26 protein-coding genes are annotated in these 19,321 nt (G+C 69.2%); 10 read left to right on the top strand and 16 right to left on the bottom strand.

All coding sequences use genetic code 11. From position 1 onward, the window contains the following. The first annotated feature begins 204 nt into the window (after positions 1-204). From mshA to ABZ656_RS06245, 3 genes are all read left to right on the top strand, one after another. The gene (gene mshA, locus ABZ656_RS06255; RefSeq protein ID WP_360265094.1) at positions 205-1,542 is read left to right on the top strand and encodes a D-inositol-3-phosphate glycosyltransferase; all 1,338 of its coding nucleotides are present in this window, start codon (positions 205-207) and stop codon (positions 1,540-1,542) included. A 53-nt stretch (positions 1,543-1,595) separates the two neighbouring features. Then, a complete protein-coding gene (locus ABZ656_RS06250; RefSeq protein ID WP_360265091.1) occupies positions 1,596-2,087 on the top strand; it encodes a YbjN domain-containing protein in 492 nt (163 codons plus the stop codon). 137 nt (positions 2,088-2,224) lie between these two features. Beyond that, entirely contained in the window at positions 2,225-3,910 is a 1,686-nt protein-coding gene (locus tag ABZ656_RS06245) for a glycosyl hydrolase family 28-related protein (protein WP_360265088.1), read from the top strand. Between the two features lies 1 nt (position 3,911). On the opposite strand, the gene ABZ656_RS06240 is transcribed toward ABZ656_RS06245, so the two are convergent. Together ABZ656_RS06240 and ABZ656_RS06235 are read right to left on the bottom strand one after the other, a co-directional pair. Then, positions 3,912-4,550, bottom strand: coding sequence for an SAM-dependent methyltransferase (locus ABZ656_RS06240; protein ID WP_360265085.1), 639 nt, complete (start codon positions 4,548-4,550; stop codon positions 3,912-3,914). Between the two features lie 22 nt (positions 4,551-4,572). After that, entirely contained in the window at positions 4,573-5,373 is an 801-nt protein-coding gene (locus ABZ656_RS06235) for an AraC family transcriptional regulator (protein ID WP_360265082.1), read from the bottom strand. A gap of 49 nt (positions 5,374-5,422) precedes the next feature. Between ABZ656_RS06235 and ABZ656_RS06230 the strand changes: the two genes are divergently transcribed. Then, positions 5,423-5,848, top strand: coding sequence for a DUF2000 domain-containing protein (locus ABZ656_RS06230; protein ID WP_360265079.1), 426 nt, complete (start codon positions 5,423-5,425; stop codon positions 5,846-5,848). Positions 5,849-5,918: 70 nt separating this feature from the next. Here ABZ656_RS06230 and ABZ656_RS06225 read toward each other — a convergent pair whose 3' ends face one another. After that, a complete protein-coding gene (locus tag ABZ656_RS06225; RefSeq protein WP_360265076.1) occupies positions 5,919-7,172 on the bottom strand; it encodes an MFS transporter in 1,254 nt (417 codons plus the stop codon). 152 nt (positions 7,173-7,324) lie between these two features. Between ABZ656_RS06225 and ABZ656_RS06220 the strand changes: the two genes are divergently transcribed. Next, positions 7,325-8,086 (top strand): phosphoglyceromutase, encoded by a 762-nt coding sequence (locus ABZ656_RS06220; protein WP_101404310.1) that lies wholly within the window; start codon positions 7,325-7,327, stop codon positions 8,084-8,086. Between the two features lie 85 nt (positions 8,087-8,171). On the opposite strand, the gene ABZ656_RS06215 is transcribed toward ABZ656_RS06220, so the two are convergent. The 12 genes from ABZ656_RS06215 to ABZ656_RS06160 form a co-directional block, all read right to left on the bottom strand. Then, positions 8,172-8,372: a hypothetical protein gene (locus ABZ656_RS06215; RefSeq protein ID WP_360265073.1), complete on the bottom strand. Its 201-nt coding sequence runs from the start codon at positions 8,370-8,372 to the stop codon at positions 8,172-8,174. A gap of 149 nt (positions 8,373-8,521) precedes the next feature. Next, a complete protein-coding gene (locus ABZ656_RS06210) occupies positions 8,522-8,794 on the bottom strand; it encodes a hypothetical protein (RefSeq protein ID WP_360265070.1) in 273 nt (90 codons plus the stop codon). A gap of 232 nt (positions 8,795-9,026) precedes the next feature. Next, positions 9,027-10,253: a site-specific integrase gene (locus ABZ656_RS06205; protein WP_360265067.1), complete on the bottom strand. Its 1,227-nt coding sequence runs from the start codon at positions 10,251-10,253 to the stop codon at positions 9,027-9,029. After that, a complete protein-coding gene (locus ABZ656_RS06200) occupies positions 10,253-10,489 on the bottom strand; it encodes a helix-turn-helix domain-containing protein (protein ID WP_360265064.1) in 237 nt (78 codons plus the stop codon). Before ABZ656_RS06200 ends, ABZ656_RS06205 begins: the two co-directional genes overlap by 1 nt. After that, a complete protein-coding gene (locus ABZ656_RS06195) occupies positions 10,482-11,777 on the bottom strand; it encodes a replication initiator (RefSeq protein WP_360265137.1) in 1,296 nt (431 codons plus the stop codon). Before ABZ656_RS06195 ends, ABZ656_RS06200 begins: the two co-directional genes overlap by 8 nt. A 167-nt stretch (positions 11,778-11,944) precedes the next feature. After that, complete coding sequence (locus tag ABZ656_RS06190) at positions 11,945-12,190, bottom strand: SpdD protein (RefSeq protein ID WP_360265061.1); 246 nt, start codon at positions 12,188-12,190, stop codon at positions 11,945-11,947. 25 nt (positions 12,191-12,215) lie between these two features. After that, entirely contained in the window at positions 12,216-12,410 is a 195-nt protein-coding gene (locus ABZ656_RS06185; RefSeq protein ID WP_010985162.1) for a hypothetical protein, read from the bottom strand. 15 nt (positions 12,411-12,425) lie between these two features. Then, on the bottom strand, positions 12,426-12,617 hold the full coding sequence (locus tag ABZ656_RS06180) for a mobile element transfer protein (RefSeq protein WP_212726932.1): 192 nt from the start codon (positions 12,615-12,617) through the stop codon (positions 12,426-12,428). A gap of 12 nt (positions 12,618-12,629) precedes the next feature. Further along, entirely contained in the window at positions 12,630-13,262 is a 633-nt protein-coding gene (locus ABZ656_RS06175; RefSeq protein WP_360265057.1) for a DUF2637 domain-containing protein, read from the bottom strand. An 87-nt stretch (positions 13,263-13,349) separates the two neighbouring features. Next, positions 13,350-14,729 carry an FtsK/SpoIIIE domain-containing protein gene (locus tag ABZ656_RS06170; protein WP_360265054.1) on the bottom strand — a complete coding sequence of 460 codons (1,380 nt, stop codon included), beginning with the start codon at positions 14,727-14,729 and terminating at the stop codon, positions 13,350-13,352. Beyond that, positions 14,729-15,085, bottom strand: coding sequence for a hypothetical protein (locus ABZ656_RS06165; RefSeq protein ID WP_360265051.1), 357 nt, complete (start codon positions 15,083-15,085; stop codon positions 14,729-14,731). Before ABZ656_RS06165 ends, ABZ656_RS06170 begins: the two co-directional genes overlap by 1 nt. A gap of 177 nt (positions 15,086-15,262) precedes the next feature. Further along, positions 15,263-16,051: a GntR family transcriptional regulator gene (locus ABZ656_RS06160; RefSeq protein ID WP_010985167.1), complete on the bottom strand. Its 789-nt coding sequence runs from the start codon at positions 16,049-16,051 to the stop codon at positions 15,263-15,265. Between the two features lie 107 nt (positions 16,052-16,158). On the opposite strand from ABZ656_RS06160, the gene ABZ656_RS06155 reads away from it, so the two are divergent. The 4 genes from ABZ656_RS06155 (at position 16,159) to ABZ656_RS06140 (ending at position 17,756) form a co-directional block, all read left to right on the top strand. After that, on the top strand, positions 16,159-16,566 hold the full coding sequence (locus ABZ656_RS06155) for an NUDIX domain-containing protein (protein ID WP_099946510.1): 408 nt from the start codon (positions 16,159-16,161) through the stop codon (positions 16,564-16,566). 46 nt (positions 16,567-16,612) lie between these two features. Further along, a complete protein-coding gene (locus ABZ656_RS06150) occupies positions 16,613-17,041 on the top strand; it encodes an ATP-binding protein (RefSeq protein WP_360265048.1) in 429 nt (142 codons plus the stop codon). A 182-nt stretch (positions 17,042-17,223) separates the two neighbouring features. Next, complete coding sequence (locus ABZ656_RS06145) at positions 17,224-17,382, top strand: hypothetical protein (protein WP_360265045.1); 159 nt, start codon at positions 17,224-17,226, stop codon at positions 17,380-17,382. Further along, positions 17,379-17,756 carry a hypothetical protein gene (locus ABZ656_RS06140; protein ID WP_360265042.1) on the top strand — a complete coding sequence of 126 codons (378 nt, stop codon included), beginning with the start codon at positions 17,379-17,381 and terminating at the stop codon, positions 17,754-17,756. The genes ABZ656_RS06145 and ABZ656_RS06140 overlap by 4 nt, the downstream gene beginning before the upstream one ends. 471 nt (positions 17,757-18,227) lie before the next feature. Here the strand turns inward: ABZ656_RS06140 and ABZ656_RS06135 are convergent, their stop codons facing one another. Next, entirely contained in the window at positions 18,228-18,395 is a 168-nt protein-coding gene (locus ABZ656_RS06135; RefSeq protein ID WP_360265039.1) for a hypothetical protein, read from the bottom strand. Positions 18,396-18,460: 65 nt separating this feature from the next. Between ABZ656_RS06135 and ABZ656_RS06130 the strand changes: the two genes are divergently transcribed. Next, the gene (locus ABZ656_RS06130; RefSeq protein ID WP_360265036.1) at positions 18,461-19,177 is read left to right on the top strand and encodes a hypothetical protein; all 717 of its coding nucleotides are present in this window, start codon (positions 18,461-18,463) and stop codon (positions 19,175-19,177) included. Positions 19,178-19,321 lie beyond the last annotated feature (144 nt).

Genomic DNA, 19,321 nt, shown 5'->3' with positions numbered 1-19,321 from the left:
CTCCGGCAGCCCTCCGCCGACCTGTGGAAAAGAAGGGAAGAGAGCCGCGCACGCAGCTCGCCCTCGAACGGTTGAGCGACTCTCGGTAATGATTCGGCAAAGGGGTGCGGGAGGGAAATGGAGCGGACCGCTCCGGCGTTGCTCCTCTTTGGAGGGTGCCGTGCGTCCTCCGACCGGCATGCCCGCAGCAAGGAGGAACGCCACGTGAGCCAGTACGTCAGCAGGCTCGGGCGACGCTCCCCGGCGGCGCCCTCACGGCTCAGGCTGCACCGCAGGCCCCGTCGCGTCGCGATGCTCTCCGTCCACACCTCGCCGCTGCACCAGCCCGGCACCGGCGACGCCGGCGGCATGAACGTGTACATCGTGGAGCTCGCCCAGCGCCTCGCCGCGATCAACATCGAGGTCGAGATCTTCACTCGGGCCACCACGGCCGCCCTCCCGCCGACCGTCGAACTGGCCCCCGGCGTCCTCGTCCGGCACGTCGACGCGGGCCCGTACGAGGGCCTCGCCAAGGAGGACCTGCCCGCCCAGCTGTGTGCCTTCACGCACGGCGTCATGCAGGCCTGGGCCGGGCACCGACCCGGCTACTACGACCTCGTGCACTCGCACTACTGGCTCTCCGGCCACGTCGGCTGGCTGGCCGCCGAACGCTGGGGCGCGCCCCTGGTGCACGCGATGCACACCATGGCCAAGGTCAAGAACGCCGCGCTCGCCGAGGGTGACGCCCCCGAGCCCGCCGCCCGCGTCATCGGCGAGACCCAGATCGTGCGCGCCGCCGACCGTCTCATCGCCAACACCTCCGAAGAGGCCGACGAGCTCGCCCGCCACTACGAGGCCGAGCCCGGCAAGGTGGCCGTCGTCCACCCGGGCGTCAACCTCGACCGCTTCCGCCCGGCCGACGGCCGCGCCGCCGCCCGCGCCCGCCTCGGGCTCCCGCGGGACGCGCTGATCCCGCTCTTCGCGGGCCGCATACAGCCCCTGAAGGCCCCCGACGTGCTGCTGCGCGCGGTCGCCGTCCTCCTGGACGAGCGCCCCGAGCTGCGCGGCAACATCGTCGTCCCCGTGGTGGGCGGCCCCAGCGGTACCGGTCTCGCCAAGCCCGAGGGGCTGCAGAAGCTCGCCGCCCGGCTCGGGATCGCCGATGTCGTGCGCTTCAGGCCGCCCGTCGACCAGGAGCAGCTCGCGGACTGGTTCCGGGCCGCGTCGGTGCTGGTCATGCCCTCCTACAGCGAGTCCTTCGGGCTGGTCGCCATCGAGGCGCAGGCGGCCGGCACGCCGGTGCTGGCGGCCGAGGTCGGCGGGCTGCCCGTCGCCGTGCGTCACCAGGAGACCGGATTCCTGATCCCGGGGCACGATCCCGTCGCCTACGCGCGCGTGCTGCGTGATTTCGCCGACGACCAGGCGCTGTCGGCCCGGATGGGCGAGGCCGCCGCCCGGCACGCGCAGCGCTTCGGCTGGGACACCGCGGCCGCCGCCACGGCGGACGTGTACACGGCGGCCGTACAGGCCCACCGCCGCAAGGTGCGCGCCCACCAGGACTGACGCGCGCACCGCCCGGGGTCCGGTCCGCCGGACGCCTGACGTACGCTCCCTCCATGGCTGACGCAGCGTCGATCATCGAGCAGGTCCTCACCGAGGCCGAGCTGGAGTGGGAGAGTCCCAAGGCGGGCTCGTACGTCGTGAAACTGCCCGGCACCCGCAAGCTCTCGACGACCGTCTCGCTGATCGTCGGCAAGCACTCCCTGTCGCTGAACGCCTTCGTGATCCGCCACCCCGACGAGAACCGGGAAGGCGTCCACCGCTGGCTCCTGGAGCGCAATCTCAAGCTCTATGGCGTGAGTTACGCGGTCGACCCCCTGGGGGACGTGTATCTGGTCGGCAGACTGCCGCTCGTCGCGGTCACGCCGGACGAGATCGACCGGCTGCTCGGCTCGGTCCTGGAGGCCGCCGACGGCGCTTTCAACACTCTCCTTGAGCTCGGTTTCGCCTCCGCGATCCGCAAGGAGTACGCCTGGCGTGTGTCCCGCGGCGAATCGACCCGCAATCTGGATGCGTTCACCCACCTGACTCGGCGTCCCGTGGGCTGAATTCCAAGTCCAGTCCAACTAGTAGCGCATGACCCCTTCCGGGTCGGGGGTCTCAGTGGCATGCTCACCGCCGACGCAGATCTGAACGTCATTCACATCCATGGAAGCCAATGGAATGCGATGGAAGGCGGGCGGGTATGAGCAAGGAGTACGTGAGCATCACCAGACGGGGCCTGCTCGGCAGTGCCGTAGCCGTGGCGGCCGCCACGGTGACCGGCGGACCGGCGACGGCCGCGACCGCCGTCGCGCGCCCCCATGACCCAGGCCAAGTTCCCGCCCTCTGGCGGGAGTTCACCCGCACCCCCTTCACTCACCCGCAGATCCCGTACGTCGGCAGGGCCGGCTGCCGGGGCGGGGCGGCGCGCTTCCCCCGCCGCCCCGTCGTGGCCGACGTCCGCGCCTACGGCGCCGTCGCGGACGACGGCACCACGGACTGCGCGCCCGCGATCAACCGTGCCATCGCCGCTGCCGGAAGGGCCGGCGGTGGCACGGTGCTCATCCCGCCCGGCACCTTCCGCATCGACGGCCTGATCCGCATCGGCCACTCGAACGTCGTGCTGCGCGGCGCCGGCAGCGACCGTACGAAGCTGTACGCGACCAAGAACCTCACCGAGCTGATCGGCGTCTACGGCTCCCGCTACGGCGGCGACAAGTCGTCCTGGTCCTGGGCGGGCGGCCTCATCTGGCTCGCGCCCACGGCCCGTTGGGACTCCCTCGTCGCCGCCATCAAGGACAAGGCCTGGCCGTTCGAGGGATGGACCGGCAACAAGCGCGACGAGTGGGGGACCCTGACGGCCGTCGCCCCCGCCACCCGCGGCTCCTGGTCGGTGACGGTCGCCGACCCCCGCCCCCTGAAGCCGGGCCGGCTCGTCCTCCTGCGGCTCGCCGACGACGCCGGCCACACCCTCCTGGAGCACATGGCGGGCGGCGGCCCCGGTCCCGAGGCGTACTACTGGGACGACAAGACCAAGCTCACGAGTTACGTCCCCTACGAGTGGCCCGTACGCATCGTGCGTGTGCGGGGCAGAAAGGTCACCCTGGAGCGCCCGCTGCCCCTCGACGTACGCCCCGAGTGGGACCCGCGTCTGACCACCCATGTCGAGCCGCTGACCGGTTCGGGCGTCGAAGGCCTCACCCTGGAGGCCGTCGAGACGCCCCAGTCCCCGCATCTCCTCGACAAGGGCTACAACGGGGTCGTCCTCCAGTGCGCGTACGACTGCTGGGTCGACGACGTGACGGTCCGCCACGTCGACAACGGCTTCGGTCTGGTCGCGGCCTCCGCCTGCACCCTGCGCCGCACCCGTGTGGCGGGCCGCGGCTCGCACCACCCGTACTTCTGCCGCGAGGGCTCGCACGACAACCTCGTCGAGGACTTCACCATCGAACAGCGCACGGTCCCGGCCCCGCCGAACACCCAGCTCCACGGCATCAACGTGGAAGGCCTCTCCTCCTACAACGTCTGGTCGCGCGGCGACCTCCAGATGGGCACCTTCGACTCCCACCGGGGCCTGCCCTTCGCCAACGTCCGCACCGACATCACCGTCGACAACAACGGCCGCCACGGCGGCGACGCGAGCGCCGGTCCGCTCTTCGGCGCCCGCTTCACCCACTGGAACGTACGGGTCACGAACGGCCGCGCGGGGTTGATGAAGATCGACGGTCTGGCGCCCTGCTCCGCCACCGTCGGCCTCAACGAGGTGACCGAGTTCGACCAGATCGACGTCCCCGACTTCACCGGCGACCTGCACTCCCGTCTGGAGCTGTACGGGACGACGGACGTCGTGCGCCCACGCAATCTGTACGAGGCCCAGCGGGACCTCTGATTCAGCCGAGCGTGTCGTACCCGACGAAGGTGAACATCCGCTCCCCGGACGGCAGCGGCCGGGGCTCACCGGCGTACCGGTGGGCCCCGACGCCGAATCCGAGCGCGGGGTCCGAGACCCACAGCCGCTCGAACCCGCGCTCCTCCAGCCAGCCGCAGACGCGCGGGACGAGGTCCGGTGCCTTGCGGTGCCGGGTCCACACGAGCGTGCCGCCCGGCCCGCACAGCAGTGCGCAGAAGCCGGCGGTGCGCTCGACGTCCTCGTCGGTGAGATTGCCGAGGACACCGCAGAGCACGACGAGGCCGGCCGGGGCGAGGTCCTGGTAGTGATCGGTCGACGCGGCGTCCCCGACGACGACCTCGACCCCCGACAGCCCCGCGGCCCCGGCCGCGCGCGCCGCCTCCTCGGCGTTGCGCCCGTCCAGCTCGACGAGCCGCGCGCGGACATCGCTCCGGCGGGGGTGCCCGGCGAGCACGCCGATCAGGTCGCGGCCCTGCCCGGCGCAGACGCTGACGGCCGTGAGGGGTCCCGGCGGAGCCTCGTCGAGGGCGAGCCGGATGCGTTCCCGGACGAGGGCCAGTCGCCGGCCGAGGTAGGAGTCGGGAGTGTCGTACGCGTCGTGCCACGTATGCCAGTCCATGTGCGGAGCGTACCCACGGGGGTCACGCAGGTCCCGAGCGCGCGTAGCGCCCCGGAGTCACCCCGACCAACTTCTTGAAGTGCCGGTTGAGATGGGACTGGTCGTAGAAGCCGGTCGCCGAGGCCACCTCGCCCGGCGGACGGCCGTCGAGGAGGAGACGGCGGGCCCGGTCGACGCGGCGGGACATCAGGTACTGATGGGGTGCGATGCCGTAGGCGCCGCTGAACGCCCGTACCAGATGGGCGGGATGGGCGTGCACGAGCCGGGCGGCCTCGTCGAGGCCGATGCCCTGGGTGAGGTGTCCGTCGAGGAGTTCGCGCAGGGTGCGGGCGAGGGTGGGGGAGTTGCGCGGGGTGGCGGCGGGGTTGCTGGGCCGCAGATGCGTGCGCAGCCGCTCGGCGATGAGCGTCAGTCTGCTCTCGGCCTCCAGTTCGTCACCGGGGTGACCGAGCGCGGTGTGCAACTGGCCGACGCGCAGCCGCAGTACGGGGTCACGCAGGTCGGGCCCGTCCACCGCGGACCCGATGAGGTCCTCGCCCAGATGCGTGCCGTCGAGATAGACGACGCGCTTGCGGAAGCCGTGCGCGGTGACCGGGGAGCCGTTGTGCGGGACGTGCGGCGGCAGCAGGGACACCGTGTCGTGCGGTGTGCCGTGCTCATGCCGGTCGAGGTCGTACCGTACGGCCCCGTCGTCGACGATGAGCAGCGTCCAGGCCTCGTGCACGTGCATCGGATAGGCGTACTCGGTGAAGCGGGCGTGGAAGACCTCCGTGACACCCGGAACACGCGGGCGCCAGGCGGAGACCTCCGGCTGAGCGGCCATGCAAAGAACGTACAAGACGGCGTCGTACGGCGGTCGGCAGTCTCGACGTATGAACAGCGAACCGATCCGCTTCGACACGAAGATCGTCGTCCTGCTGCGGGACGACCTTGAGCCCTGGCAGCGTCTGAACGTCACGTCCTTCCTGGTCAGCGGTCTGGGTACACAGGTCCCCGAGGTGATCGGGGAGCCGTACGAGGACGCGGACGGGGTGCCGTATCTGCCGATGTTCCGGCAGCCTGTGCTGGTCTTCGAGGGGACGAAGGAGGTCCTTGTGGCGGCACATGGCAGGGCGCTCAGCCGTGTGCTGCCCCGGGCCGTCTTCACGTCGGATCTCTTCGGCACCGGCAACGACCGGGACAACCGGGCGGCGGTGCGGGCTGTCGCCACGGCTGGGCTGGATGTGGTGGGGCTGGCTGTGTACGGGCCTCGGAACGCGGTGGACAAGGTGGTGAAGGGGGCGCGGATGCATCCGTGAGGTCGGACGACGGCGAGGTCGTGGGCCGTCCTCAGGTGCCGGAAGGGTCTTCGCCCCGTACCCGGCGGCGTCAGGCCGCGCTGACCTCGGGCTTGGCGACTGCCGGGCCTGCCTCCACCGCCGGTTCCTCCGTGGGCAGCCGCCGCATCAGCAGGCCGTACCCGAGCCCGGCCACCGTGCCCACCAGCGCGCACAGACCCCACAGCCACTCGGCCCCGAACCGGTCGATGACCACGCCGGACATCAGGGGAGCGATCAGCGCGGCGAGTGACCAGGAGAGGGTGTACATGCCCTGGTAGCGGCCCCGGCCGTGGGTCGGGGAGAGCTGCACGACCAGGCTCGTCTGGGTGGGCGCGTTGACGATCTCGGCCAGGGTCCACACGCACACGGTGAGCGCGAAGACGCCGACCGACCCGGCGAAGGCGGTGAGCCCGAAGCCGTACCCGGCGAGGACCGAGGAGATCACGAGCAGCCGGCGCGGATCCCGGTGCTGGATGAAACGGGTGACCGGGATCTGCAGCGCGACGATGAGGACTCCGTTGACGGCGATCGCCATGCCGTAGTCGGCCGGGGTGAAGCCCGCTTCGCCCATCGCGACGGGGAGTCCCACGGAGCCCTGCTGGAAGATCAGGGCGACGAGGAAGGACAGTCCGACGACGCTCATGAAGCGCCGGTCGCGCAGCACGGTCCCGAGGCCGACGTCGTCCTTCGCCTCCTTGGCGTTCTGCACCGGCCGGGACTCCGGCAGCTTCGCGAAGACGAGGAGCGCGCAGGTCAGGGTCATGCCGGCCTCGATGAGGAAGCCCGCGAGGTAGCTGAACTCGGCGATGAAACCGGCGGCCATGGAGGAGACCGCGAAGCCGAGGTTGATCGCCCAGTAGTTGAGGGAGAACGCCCGGACGCGGTCCTCGGGCCGCACGATGTCGGCCATCATCGCCTGGACGGCGGGCCTGGAGGCGTTGCTGGCCATCCCGACCAGGAAGGCGACCGCGGCGATGCCCACCGGATGGTGCATAAAGCCGAGCAGCGCGACGGACGCGGCCGTCGAGGTCTGCGCGACGAGGAGCGTGGGCCGGCGTCCGAGCCTGTCGGCCATCACGCCCGCGCCGAGCGAGGACACGACACCGCCGAGGCCGTGCAGGGACGCCACGAGACCCGCGTACGAGGCGGAGTAGCCGCGGTCGAGCGTCAGGTACAGAGCCATGAAAGTGGCGACAAAAGCCCCAAGCCGGTTGACCAGGGTGCTGGTCCACAGCCACCAGAACTCGCGGGGGAGCCCCGAGACGGTCTCTCGGGCGGCGCGTCGCATGACGGCGAGTGGCATCGGTCGTCCCCCACGGATGTAAGCGGCTCATGTACTCATGGCAACTTACGAGCGGGAGGTCTCCGGGGGCCACTCAATTAACAGATGCCGTCAACTGTCCGCCTTCCGGGCAGGGGCGCGAGGGGACGAAGGCTTCCATTACGCTCGGACGTATGGCCGACGCACCGTACAAGCTGATCCTCCTCCGCCACGGCGAGAGCGAATGGAACGCGAAGAACCTGTTCACCGGATGGGTGGACGTCAATCTCAACGAGAAGGGCGAGAAGGAGGCAGTCCGCGGCGGTGAGCTGCTGGAGGACGCCGGCCTGCTGCCCGACGTCGTGCACACCTCGCTCCAGAAGCGCGCGATCCGCACCGCCCAGCTCGCGCTGGAGGCCGCGGACCGCCACTGGATCCCCGTCCACCGCTCCTGGCGCCTGAACGAGCGGCACTACGGCGCGCTCCAGGGCAAGGACAAGGCCCAGACCCTCGCCGAGTTCGGCGAGGAGCAGTTCATGCTGTGGCGCCGCTCGTACGACACCCCGCCGCCGCCCCTCTCCGACGACAGCGAGTTCTCGCAGGCGAACGACCCGCGCTACGCGTCGATCCCGCCGGAGCTGCGCCCCCGCACGGAGTGCCTGAAGGACGTCGTCTTCCGCATGCTGCCGTACTGGTACGACGGCATCGTCCCCGACCTCCTCGCCGGCCGCACGGTCCTGGTCGCCGCCCACGGCAACTCGCTGCGCGCCCTCGTCAAGCACCTCGACGGCATCTCCGACGCCGACATCGCGGGCCTGAACATCCCGACCGGCATCCCGCTCGCCTACGAGCTCGACGCCGACTTCAAGCCGCTCAACCCCGGCGGCACGTACCTCGACCCGGAGGCGGCCGCGGCCGCGATCGAGGCGGTCAAGAACCAGGGCAAGAAGAAGTAACGCGACACCGGTAAGCCCCCGACCTGCGGATTCTTGGCAGGCCGGGGGCTTTTTGGTGGGGCTGGGCCGTGCCGGGGCCGTCAGGCTAGACGAGACGGACGGTCACGCGGATGGACACCACGAAGGCCAGCGGCAGGGCGATCGCGGGGTGGACCCCGGACCACAGACTCAGCCCCGCCCCGCCGCCTCCGATGAGGCCGAACGGAAGTTCCCGGGGGGCGAGGTCGATGCGCAGGCTGCGCCGTGGCACCATGGACTTCTCCATGCGGTTCATGAATTCTCCCATGCTACGGATAATGACTGTGCCGAACGGAGAGGAGAGGTCGCCCGGGCATGGGCGGCCTCTCCGCTATATCGGTGCCAGGACCCTACTTGCCGCTCGCGGGAATTCACAAATCCGCAGCCTATGGAGGGTGCCCGCTCGTATCTACCCTCTCACTTTCCTTCGATGACTACGTGGCGGTCCGGCGTCACAAGGTAAGGGTTACCTTGCCTTGCGTTCAGAAAAAAACGGATTTCCATTGAACCGTTGAACCGCATCTCCGTCGAACCGTTGAACCGCATCTCCGCCGAAGCGTTGAACCGCATCTCCGCCGAAGCGTTGATGCGGATCTTCTTAGACGCTGCCCGGATGCGTGGGAGGGTGCTTGCCTTGGCGGTTTGGTTGGCAATCGATTGTTGGGTTGGTGATTCCGCTCCGCCGAGCAATGTAGTCGCGCGAAACGATGCCGGATCTAAAGTTCCGATTTGAGTTCACGGATCGCGAATCGCTGAACTTAGCTTTGTGTCGGGCAGTGAAGCTGTCATTTGATGTGTGGCGCTTGGAGGTTGAAACGGTAATCGCGCACTGTATCTTGGAGGCGTTACTGTGATTTGGTTTGCTGAAGCTAGGTTGCGGAACCTGGAAATGTAACTTCAACTTGGCTTCGCCAATCTCAAATCAGCGGTCCCCGAAGACTGCAGTGATTGCTTTGCGGGTGCGCTCCTGGCTAGACGGCATGAGGTGTGCGTACACACGCAGCGTCAGGCCAGGGTCAGAGTGGCCGAGGTACTCGGCCAGGGCCTTGATGTTCTCCCCGGCGTCCAGGAGCACCGAGGCGTAGAAGTGGCGGAGCGCGTGCATGCCGTTCTCGCGAGACTCGGCGTACGGCTGTCCACGCTCGGGCACCGGGATCACCCCGGCGCCGGCCAGCGCCCGCTTCCATGCCTCCTCGTTGAGCGACGTGCGCCAGACATGACCCCCGCGCGGTCCGGTGAAGATCAGTCGCTTGGTCACCGGGGGACCGTCCGCGACCTTCCACGGCAACGTGATCTCGATCGGAGGGAACTCCTTCATGTGCGTCCGGAGGGCGTCTGCGACGGGCCCGGGGAGGGGCACGTCCCGGAGCTTGCCACCCTTCGGCGGGGCGAACACGGCCTTGCTGCGGCTCAGCTTGAGCTGCTGGACCACGTGAAGCGTGTCCGATTCGAAGTCGATCGCGTCGACGGCGACGCCGAGAATCTCGCCCTGGCGGAGCCCGCAACCACCGCCCAGATCGACCATCGCTCGGAAGCGCTCGGGCATGGCCGCACGAACAGCGAAGACCCGTTCCGGCGTCCACGGGACGACGCGCTTGGTGTCGACGGTCGGCGGTCGGACCGAGCGAGCCGCACACGGGTTGCGGGGGAGATGCCCGTCATCCACGGCCGCGCTCAATGCAGCGCGCACGTTGGAGTAGATCGTCCGGGCGTAGGAGCCCCGGATGCCGTTCTCCTGTAGCTGCCGCACCCAGTCCCGGATGTGCGCGGGTTGGAAGGACCCGAGGGGGCGCGTGCCCAGGTACGGGAAGGCGTGCAGCCGAAGCTGCGACTCCATCGAGGCCTGAGTGTTCGGGTCAGCGCCCTGGGTGCCCACCCAGCGTTCGGTGTACTGCTGGAAGGTGATCCGGGCCGCGCGCGGGTCGATGTACTGCCCGCGCGCCATGTCCGCCTCGATGTGGGCGAGCCACTGATCGGCAAGTCGCTTCTGCCGGTCGGGAAAGCTCTTGGCCTTCTCCGTACCGTCCGGGCCAACGTAGCGCGCCCGGTAGCGAAGGCCAGAGCCGTAGCGGTCGCTCCGGACCTTTCGGACCTTGCCGTCCGGGCCAGTTTCGCTTTTGTACCAGCGGTCTTGGATGTGCCCGGCCATCAGGCAGCGGCCCCTTCCATCAGGGACTCGACCCAGGCCCTGACGTCGTCGGGGTCGTAGCGCAGGTGCCGGCCGACACGGAAGCCGCGGGGACCGGTGCGCTTCCGGCGCCACTGGTAGACCGTCTCGATCGGCACGCCCAGAAGTTCGGCGACATCCAGAGGAGTGAGGTAGCGCGCTGGAAGGGGGCGCGGCTCGTTGGGAACCCGCGCCACGGTAAGGCGCCGCTCAGCCATGGGTCGGTTCTCCTTCTGTTCCGGGGGCGGGTTCGAGGGATGCGGCAAGCCAGGCTTCGGCACTGCTGAGGCCGGTTCCGGCGAAGACCCAGTGCGAGAGGACGAGGGTCGTGTCGATGTCGCCCTCGGTTGCTGCTGCGGCTTGTGCGCGGCGCCATTCGGCGCGGGCGGTGCGGAGGGCGCCGAGGGTGGTCGAGTAGCGGCGGGACTTGGTGGAGAAGTGACCGCGGAAGCCGAGCATGTGGGCCCAGGCCCGGAGCCGGAGGTCTTCCAGGTCCTTGCGTGCGCCGAGGGTCCAGGCGGTGCGGATCAGTCGGCGTGCGTGGTCGGTGATGTCGAGCTGGGCGAGTTCGGCGAGGAACTTGAGGGGGCGGTCGAGAGCTCCCGTGGCGGTCTCGGCGCCCTTGGTGGCGTACTTGGCGATGTACGAGGCGACGGCCCGCTCGGTCAGCTCCTGGTCGCCGTCGAAGTCGGCGGATCGGATCGTGCGGACGTCGATCTGACGGCCGAAGGTGAAGGCGTGCGCGCGTCCGTCGATGAGCGGGCCGTCCACGCGAACGTGAGCAGCGGCGACGCTTATGGCGTCGGTGAGCAGTTCGGCGGTGGCCCAGGCCGGGGGCGGGGTGTCGCCGCCTTCGGGGCCGTCGATGCGGATGACGGCGTGGAAGTGGACGGCGCCGCGCTTCTGGTACTCGGCGACCTTGGCGAAGGACACGCGGGCGTACTGGCGGAAGGTGCGCTGTGAGAGTCCGGCGCGCTTGGCGACCTCCCGGCGGAGGTAGGTGGAGAAGCGGCGCCAGAGCGGACCGGCGTGGGCGTTCCAGAGGATGGCGGCTTCGTAGTCGTAGGTGTCCGGGTTGAGCGGGGTGCCGAGCGTGGCGTCGTCCTGGTCGTGGAGGACGCCGCAGCGGCAGCGGCGGACTGAACCGGCCGAGCCCGTGGGGCGGTTGTGGACGGGGCCGAAGCTGGGTGCGGTGAAGGTGGCGAAGACGCGGAGGTGTGAGGCGACGTGTTCCGGGATGCCCTTGCCGCCGCGCAGGCCGGAGGTGATCAGGTGGAAGGTGTCGCGGCGGTAGACCTCCGCGCAGGCCGGGCAGCGGGTCGTGCGGCGGTTGTTGCAGCGGACCAGGAGGTGACCGGCCGGGAGGCTGGAGGAGTCGAGGCGGTGGAGGACGTTGCCGATCTCTCCGGTGCGGGTGTCGACGTCGTATTCGGTGCGGTGGCCGTCGAGGCGGATCGGGGTCGTGCAGCCGCCGAGTCCGGAGAGCTGGCGGAGGATACCGGGCAGGGTGCCGTGCTGGGCGAGCTTGGCGAGTTCGGGCAGTGGGGGCGGGGTGGGGCGGGTGAAGATGGCGTTCTCCTTCTGGCTGGCTTGCTGCGCTGGTCAGGAGGGATGAGCCCCGGGGCGGCGGGATGCTTGGCCGTGTCGAGCCGCCCCGGGGCATCAGGCGCCGTTCAGCGCCGGTGGTGGTCGCGGAGCATCGAGCGCAGGACCACGGCGGCGATGGCGACGGAAATGGCCGTGACGGCGACGGCGGCCAGGAGCGCGGTCAGGACGACTCCGCCGACGAGGACGGCCGCGACCGCTCCCGTGCTGATGGAGATCTGCGGGAGCGTGCGTCGCACGGGTGCCGGATCGGCCGGGGTGTGGCTGTGTGCGGGCGGCGGGGTCGGGTTGTCGGGGTACTTGGGCAAGAACACAGCGAAGCTCTCCTTATCTACTCGTCTAGTCATGTGAGCCGTTGACAATGCCCACACCGGAACGCGTGCCGGAGTCAATGGCGGGGGCCATGAAGGTGTGCGAGAGCAGGAAGCCGAACAGGGCGATCACGACGACGATCCAGGTACGGACGCCGAGGAACTTGACCGCTCCCCAGGCGATGAAGCCGAGGACGACGACGAGCGGGAGGCTGACGGTCACGTGGTGCAGGTCCTTTCAGCGGACGGGGCAGCGGTGGGTGCGGGCGGCGAGTTCGGCGGCGGCGCGGCTGTCGTAGTCGGCGGAGAAGCCGCAGCGCGGGGCGGTGCAGGCGGCGGTGTGCTTCTCACGGCCCCGGTTGTCGTAGGACGTGCCGACCTGGACGGGGCCGATGCGGGTGACGTCACGGAAGCGCCGGTCAGGGGACATGTCGGATTCCTTTCAGAGGTGGGCGGCGATGGCTTCGGCCATGGGTGCGGGGACGCCGAGCCGGGCGCGGAGGGTCGGGGTGTCGATGACCGTTCCGGTGCGGGTGTGGTGTTCGGCGGCGACCTTGCGGGCGTGTTCGACCAGGGAAGCCGGGACAGTCACGGCAGGCGGAGCGGGGGGCGGCTCGGGAGCCGGTTGTCCGGGGAGCTCCGGGGCGGGATCGGGCGCCTCCTCCTGGTCCTGCTCGTCCTGGTCCTCGGTGTCCTCGTGCGGGGCCGGACCCGGGGTCGAGTGGGCGAGGAGTGTTCCGCCGAGGAAGGCGACCGCGGGCCAGCCCGCGACGAGGATGCGCAGCCAGGCCGGCACCTGGTCCAGGTCGAGGAGTCCGGCGGTGGCGACGTTCGCCCCGAGAGACGCAGTGAGCGCGATGACGAACCAGCACCACCCAGCCGCTTTCGCCTCGCCGGTCCGCAGTCGGCGCCAAGCGGCGACGAGCAGCAGGTCGACGGAGATGGGATACGCCCAGGCCTTCCATCCGTCCTGACCGGCCGCCGAGGCGACGTCGTGCAGGTGGGCGAAGGACAGCGCTGCGGCGATGAGCGCCTGGACGAGTACCGCGTCGACACGGGCCAGTTGGGCGCGCATGCTGCGGCTCCTTCCGGATTCAGGCATGGCAGGGGTAAGGAGTTGGCGCGAGGCGGTCACGCCGACCGGGATGGGGAGGGGCGAGTGTCAGTCGGTCACGGGACGCGGCTGGAGTACCGGGGCCGTCGCAGTCTCGACGGGCCGTACGGGCACGTCGGGCCGGAAGCGCTTGAGCGCGGACAGGTCGGGCACCAGGTGGGCCCACTCGCGGCAGATCTCGGCGGCGTCGCCGAGGGAGAGATACGGGGTGCGGATGCGGGACCAGCCGCCGGAGGTGTCACCGGCCACGGCCAGACCAGGCCGTTCGGGAGCGATGGCGCACGCAGCGGAGACGGCCTCGGGGGCGATGTCGCCCAGCGCCATCTTGGCGGAGGCTTCGTCGTTGACACGGTGGCAGACACGGCCGGTCAACTGGGCACGGAGCATGGTCGCCCCCTTGCCCAACTCGGCGCCGAAGCGCTGCCCGCAGACCTCCAGATAGATCCCGGCGGCGCGGCCGAGCTGGGCGAGACGGATGAGCTGGGTGACCATCTCGTCGCGCCGTTCCTCGTCCTTGCGCGAGGCGACAAGGAAGAGTTCAGCCACCTCGTCGACGAACAGCACGATGGGCACGGGGCGTTCGTGCTCAGGCAGTCCCCAGATGTCCGAGGTGATCTCCTCGTCGGGGGCGTCCGGCGCGATCCCCTGCCGGGCCTTGATCAAGTCGTATCGGTCCTCCATCTCCTTGACGAGCACGGGCAGCAGCTCGGCCGCCTGTTCCGGGTCGGTGGCCAGTGCCGAGAGCCGGGCGGCGAACGGCGCCAGCTCCACACCGCGCTTGCAGTCGATACCGACCAGGGCGACGGGTTGCGGGGCGAGTCCGGTGAAGAGATGCCGCAGGTACATGGACTTGCCCGACAGCGTTGCGCCGAGGGTCAGTTGATGAGGCACGGTCCGGTAGTCCCGTACGAAGGGAGTCGCGTCCTCCCGCAGCGCCACAGGCACCTTGAGGAACCCGCCATCGACCTTGCGCGGCATCCGTACCCGCCGCAGCACGTCGAAGCCGACGAGCCGCAGCTCGACCACACCGGGCTTGACGGTCGTGACGTACACGGCGTGGACGCCCCAGGCGTGCCGCAGCCGTTCGGCCGAGGCAGCGACGTCGGCGGGTTCCTGCCCGGGGGCGAGCCGCAGACGAAGCCGTAACCCGGTCGAAGTGGGCCGGATGATTCCCCGACGCGGCGGTACGGGGCGGATCTCACGTCGAGTGGTGGCCTTGACCGCCAGGACCCGCAGCCGGGAGGGAGCCACGGTCAGGCCGCAGGCTTCCATGACGGAGCTGTAGGAGCTGAGCAGCCGGGCCGTGGATATCGGCAGGCCGACCGTGGACCAGTAGACGCCGGGGTGCTTGGCCCGGGCGTAGGCAGCCCCGCCGCCGAGCGCGGCGAGGGGACCACCCACCTCCAGAAGCGTTGCCAGATCCGTCATCAGGCCGTGGCCCCCAGGGCCGCCGGGAACGCGGCCGGAGTGACGGCGGCGGAGCGGTAGGCGATGCCGTGCCGCTGCTGCCCGTTGAACACGCTCTCCCAGGGCCGGGCCACGAGCCCCGGCAGCGAGACCGGAGCGCCGAGCGCGAGCCCCTCGGACACCCCGCTCTCCGGAACGGTGACCTTGATGAGGGAGGACTCCCCTTCCTCGATGTAGACGACGCCGATCGTCATCAGGGCCTCGCCGGTGTTGATGTCCTTGGCGATCTCGCCGGTCTGCCGGTCGCGGACCTTGGGCTCGGGCGCCTCGGTCAGCAGGATCGTTGCGGCCGAGGTCTCCACACGGATGGTGCGCAAGAGTTCTTCCTATCTACTCGTCTATACAAGATGCAGTCTTCGAACCCGATCTCCGGGAACGATGACCACCCTGCCACACAACTTGCCCACTCGTCTATACGAGTATGCCTGTTGGCGTGTACGAGTTCCGGGAAGCGGCCCCGCGCACCACCGCAGATCACCCGCTCCTCACGCCGATCACGTCGCCGGGAGCTGGTACGACAGGACGTAGGCGTCCGCCGCCATGACCGTGTCGCAGACCTCCACGGCCCGCCCTTCGGTGTCGTACGCGGTGCGGATGAGGTGGATCACAGGTACGCCGGAAGCCAGCCGGAGCGTCTTGACCTCGGACGGCGAGGGCATCCGGGCCCGAATCTCCTCCTCGAAGTGGTCGAGGCGGTGACCGAGCTCCTCAAGACGGGCGTAGATGCCGCCGGGACCGGGATTGGGCTCGGCGATCGGGGTGTCCCGGGCGATGTCGAGCGGGAGATACGAGGTGGCGAACTCGACCGGACGTCCGTCGAGGAGATACCGGCGCCGGCGGGCGAGCACGCGCCGTACGGAGCCGAGCCGCGTGGAGATGTCCTGACTGGCCTTCTCCTCCTTCACCTCCAGGCTGTCCACCTGCGGATGACTGCCAGCAGCATCGGCCTCGACGATGAACGCGGACTTCCCCTGTTCGCGGTGGCGCCGGGCGAACCGGTCGGAGGCGAGCCGCCGCACGGGTGGCCGTGGTCGCACGAAGACGCCTTTCCCGTGCTCGGCATGGACGAGCCCCTCGCCCTGGAGGATGGAGAAGGAGTTCCGGACGGTCATCCGGGACACTCCGTAGTGCTCGACGAGCTCAGCTTCCGAGGGGAGCTTTTCGCCCTCCTTGAATCGCCCACGGTCGATGGCCTCGCGCAGCTGGTCGGCGATCTGCCGGAACACCGCACGATCGCTCGTGGGATCCAGATCGCCGAGCAGACTGGTCGGGAGTGAGGTCACGAGTACTCCTTTAGGTATCTAGACGAGTGGGCGAGTGTTGTTGCTACGGTGGAGAGCCTAGCCATCCGAGAAGGCCGAGGAACGTGACCACTGACCGCCCGCACTCCGTGAGCGTTGCCGGAGTCATTGTCGACGACCAGGGCCGAGCCCTGCTGATCAAACGTCGCGACAACGGTCACTGGGAACCCCCAGGTGGCATCGTCGAGCGGGAGGAAACCCTCCCCGAGGCCCTTCAGCGCGAAGTCCTCGAAGAAACCGGAATCAAGATCGCGCTTCCCGCGACCCTCACCGGCGTCTACAAGAACATGACGGGCCTGATCGTCTCTCTGGTCTTCCGCTGCGAGGCCGCCGACGGCACACCCACCACCGGGGACGAGACCTACGCGCTGCGCTGGGCCACCCGCGAAGAAGTCACCGACCTCGCCGACGAGGCATACGCGATCCGCGTCCTGGACGCACTCGACGCGGCGTCCCCGCCGGCCATCCGCGCCCACGACGGCGTGAAACTCGTCTAGCCCGAACCCGCTGCACATGGCGGCCTACCAGCACGAAGGAACTTGTATGCACGAGTATACGAGCACGGCGCGGGTATGGGGCCTCACTTGCCCAGGTTTCCCCGAAGAGGTCAGCAGGGCCCGACGCTGGACCCGCGACATCCTGCGCGGCTCACCGTTAGCCGAGGACGCCGAACTGATCGTGAGCGAGCTGAGCGCGAACGCGATCCTGCACACCGCCAGCGGACAGCAGTCGGGCAGCTTCCATCTGGCTCTCGCGGTCTCGTCGCAGGTGGTTGCCCTGTCGGTCACGGACGACGGCGGCACGGGGACGGCGCCGAAGGCCGAGCACGCCGACCACGACGCCACACACGGGCGAGGCCTGGGCATGGTCAGCGCGATCGCACACCGGATCGTGGTCCACGACAGCGAGGTCGGCCACACGGTCACCGCGGAACTCTTCACGAGCATCCGCCCGGGAGGCCGCCCGTGCTGACGTCGACCACTCCCGAGGGCTTAGCCGCGGCGGGGCAAGGCGGCGCGTACCGCTGCTGGGCCACGGCCTACCCGCTGCACGAGACCCACTCGATCCTCCTGGGATCACACGATGCGACAAGCCCCCGTCTCGCGGTGCGATGGCTTCGCGAACGCACGAGGAACGTCACGGACCAACTCGACATGGCATACGCCCAGCCTGGCCGCTACTGGCTCAGGGACGAGACCGAACACGAACGAGCCCTCGCCTACCTGACCACGGGCACGGCCTACCAACTCACCCTGCACGACGAGAACACGCGCTACGTCCTCGTGGCCTACCCGCCGGGAGCGACCCCGTGAACGGATACACCCGCGGCTTCTGGTGCGAATGCTGGACCGAAGACCTCACCAAGACAGAGCAGCCGACCTTTCACAGCTCGTTTGACGCCCACTCGGCCGGACAGGCAGACCGCTGGATAGCGATCGCACTGCGCACCATCACGCCAGCGCTGGACTCCAGAGCCTCCGACGAAGCCTGGGAATGGCTGTACGAGGGCCGCATCGAAACGAGAAGAGCCCTCCTGTGCTCGGAACCCTGCACGGTCACGATCAACCAAGGCGGCACACGCATCACTTGGACAGCCCGACCAGCGCTCTTCCTACCCCTGGCACACCGTCGACGCCTTGAACTCCCTGCCTGCGCATATGACTTCAAGCGCCACACCGAGTACTGAGTTACAACTTTCTCTACTGGTTCAAGCCCCGGCTGCGCTCCGCTCCGCCGGGCGCGCTCCCGGCTCCGCTCCGCGCGCCGCTCCTGCCTCCGGCCCGCTCCGCGCGGGCTGCGCCGACGCGCGCCCACACGTGGACAGGACCGAAGGCCATGAGGCGATCACCGCAGAGCACCGGCCACGGTCAAGACGATGCCTCCGGCGGGGGATCGGCCGGCACCGGGATGGAGGGGGCGCCGTTCCTGACCGCGGGTCCGTAGTGGCGAGCGCGGGGTGCTCCCATCCCGTACGCCATCGACCCAGGCAGAGCCGAGCAGACGCGGCCCATGGCGTCCAGGTCGTTCGTACAGTGGCGCGCTCCACCTGGACGCCATGAACCACGCCCGCTCCACGGTGTGTGGGTCGACGGCGTACGGGATGGGAGCTGGGGTGAGTGGTGGGTGAAGGTAGAAGGCGGGTGAGGCCGACTCTTCCTCAGCCAAGCTTGCCGAAGCTACCCAGAACAAAGAGGCAGAAGACAAGGAGAGCGCCGATGGAGACCAACCCGCGCTTCACGTAGAGACGACGTTCCTCGGCTCTACGTTCCTCCCGGTACTGATGCAGCCCCTGAGCCACTGCCCGCGCCATCTCATCTTCGTTCATCGTGCCCCCTGACTCTCGTGCCCCTCACGTGCCCAATCTATGGCCCGCAGGCCACACTTGGACCCGTGACAATCAATGATGGCAGCGGGGCAATCGACCCCTGGGCGCTCCTCCTGGAGACGGACTGGAGCAGCGTCGAACACTGTTGCCCTAACGTAGCCCCGGCGACCCCCGTCATTCTGGCAGGGCTGCTGGATGACGACGAGGATGTTCAGCGAACCGCCGTACACAACCTCAGTCAGGCCGTAACCCACCAGAACAGCATCTATGGCGCCACCGCCCCGGCCGCTCGCTTCGTCATCACCATCCTTGGCCACTCCCGAACGATGACCTCGGGGGTCTACTTCCACGAGGAGCGCCGCCGGCCTATTCGCGCGGCACTCCTGCAATGGCTAGGTGACCTCGTCGACGACGCGACGTACGACGAAGACGGCCCGGGAGAACCTGACGATGTCGCCGCGGTACGTGCCATCCTCCCGCTGATCTACGAGGCGGCGCGGCCGTACCTTGCTGATGCGGACCTTCTGATCCGGGAAGCTGCGGTGCACGCAGCTGCGATGACGCTCGCCGCGCCTGAGCTGGCCGTACACATCCCGGAGTTCGTGCCGCTGGTACGCACCACGCTAAGCACCAGCGAGTACCGGGGTTACCGATACCTCGCCAAGCAGTGCCTCGTGACATGGGGTGTAGAGCCCGGCCCCCTACCCGACCCACGGATCTCGGGTCCCGAACCGATGGATCACCCCTGGGCGGATGGCTACTCCGACGACCCGCCGTTCTGACCCCAGGAGGCATCTCGACGCACCAGGCGTCACCGACGGCAGTTCCGCCGAACTGATGTCCCTCCGCTTTCAGGCTGGCACCTGGCCGTGCCACTCTCGCGCCAGAACAGACGGGGACTCACGGGGAACCGGGGTCCGCAGGGG

Source organism: Streptomyces sp. NPDC007095 (assembly GCF_040634475.1).
In the GTDB taxonomy this organism is placed as follows: domain Bacteria; phylum Actinomycetota; class Actinomycetes; order Streptomycetales; family Streptomycetaceae; genus Streptomyces.
The sequence above is the reverse complement of the archived record's forward strand: the minus strand, read 5'-3'. Positions and strand labels throughout refer to the sequence as shown.

What these genes read in the sequence shown, in the direction of transcription:
- ABZ656_RS06245 (WP_360265088.1), top strand. Translation starts at nt 2,225, where the DNA reads ATGAGCAAGGAGTACGTGAGCATCACCAGACGGGGCCTGCTCGGCAGT.
- ABZ656_RS06225 (WP_360265076.1), bottom strand. Translation starts at nt 7,172, where the DNA reads ATGCCACTCGCCGTCATGCGACGCGCCGCCCGAGAGACCGTCTCGGGG.
- ABZ656_RS06215 (WP_360265073.1), bottom strand. Translation starts at nt 8,372, where the DNA reads ATGGGAGAATTCATGAACCGCATGGAGAAGTCCATGGTGCCACGGCGC.
- ABZ656_RS06135 (WP_360265039.1), bottom strand. Translation starts at nt 18,395, where the DNA reads ATGAACGAAGATGAGATGGCGCGGGCAGTGGCTCAGGGGCTGCATCAG.
- ABZ656_RS06200 (WP_360265064.1), bottom strand. Translation starts at nt 10,489, where the DNA reads ATGGCTGAGCGGCGCCTTACCGTGGCGCGGGTTCCCAACGAGCCGCGC.
- ABZ656_RS06220 (WP_101404310.1), top strand. Translation starts at nt 7,325, where the DNA reads ATGGCCGACGCACCGTACAAGCTGATCCTCCTCCGCCACGGCGAGAGC.
- ABZ656_RS06205 (WP_360265067.1), bottom strand. Translation starts at nt 10,253, where the DNA reads ATGGCCGGGCACATCCAAGACCGCTGGTACAAAAGCGAAACTGGCCCG.
- ABZ656_RS06240 (WP_360265085.1), bottom strand. Translation starts at nt 4,550, where the DNA reads ATGGACTGGCATACGTGGCACGACGCGTACGACACTCCCGACTCCTAC.
- ABZ656_RS06230 (WP_360265079.1), top strand. Translation starts at nt 5,423, where the DNA reads ATGAACAGCGAACCGATCCGCTTCGACACGAAGATCGTCGTCCTGCTG.
- ABZ656_RS06170 (WP_360265054.1), bottom strand. Translation starts at nt 14,729, where the DNA reads ATGACGGATCTGGCAACGCTTCTGGAGGTGGGTGGTCCCCTCGCCGCG.
- ABZ656_RS06235 (WP_360265082.1), bottom strand. Translation starts at nt 5,373, where the DNA reads ATGGCCGCTCAGCCGGAGGTCTCCGCCTGGCGCCCGCGTGTTCCGGGT.
- ABZ656_RS06150 (WP_360265048.1), top strand. Translation starts at nt 16,613, where the DNA reads ATGCACGAGTATACGAGCACGGCGCGGGTATGGGGCCTCACTTGCCCA.
- ABZ656_RS06175 (WP_360265057.1), bottom strand. Translation starts at nt 13,262, where the DNA reads ATGCGCGCCCAACTGGCCCGTGTCGACGCGGTACTCGTCCAGGCGCTC.
- ABZ656_RS06250 (WP_360265091.1), top strand. Translation starts at nt 1,596, where the DNA reads ATGGCTGACGCAGCGTCGATCATCGAGCAGGTCCTCACCGAGGCCGAG.
- ABZ656_RS06145 (WP_360265045.1), top strand. Translation starts at nt 17,224, where the DNA reads ATGGCATACGCCCAGCCTGGCCGCTACTGGCTCAGGGACGAGACCGAA.
- ABZ656_RS06180 (WP_212726932.1), bottom strand. Translation starts at nt 12,617, where the DNA reads ATGTCCCCTGACCGGCGCTTCCGTGACGTCACCCGCATCGGCCCCGTC.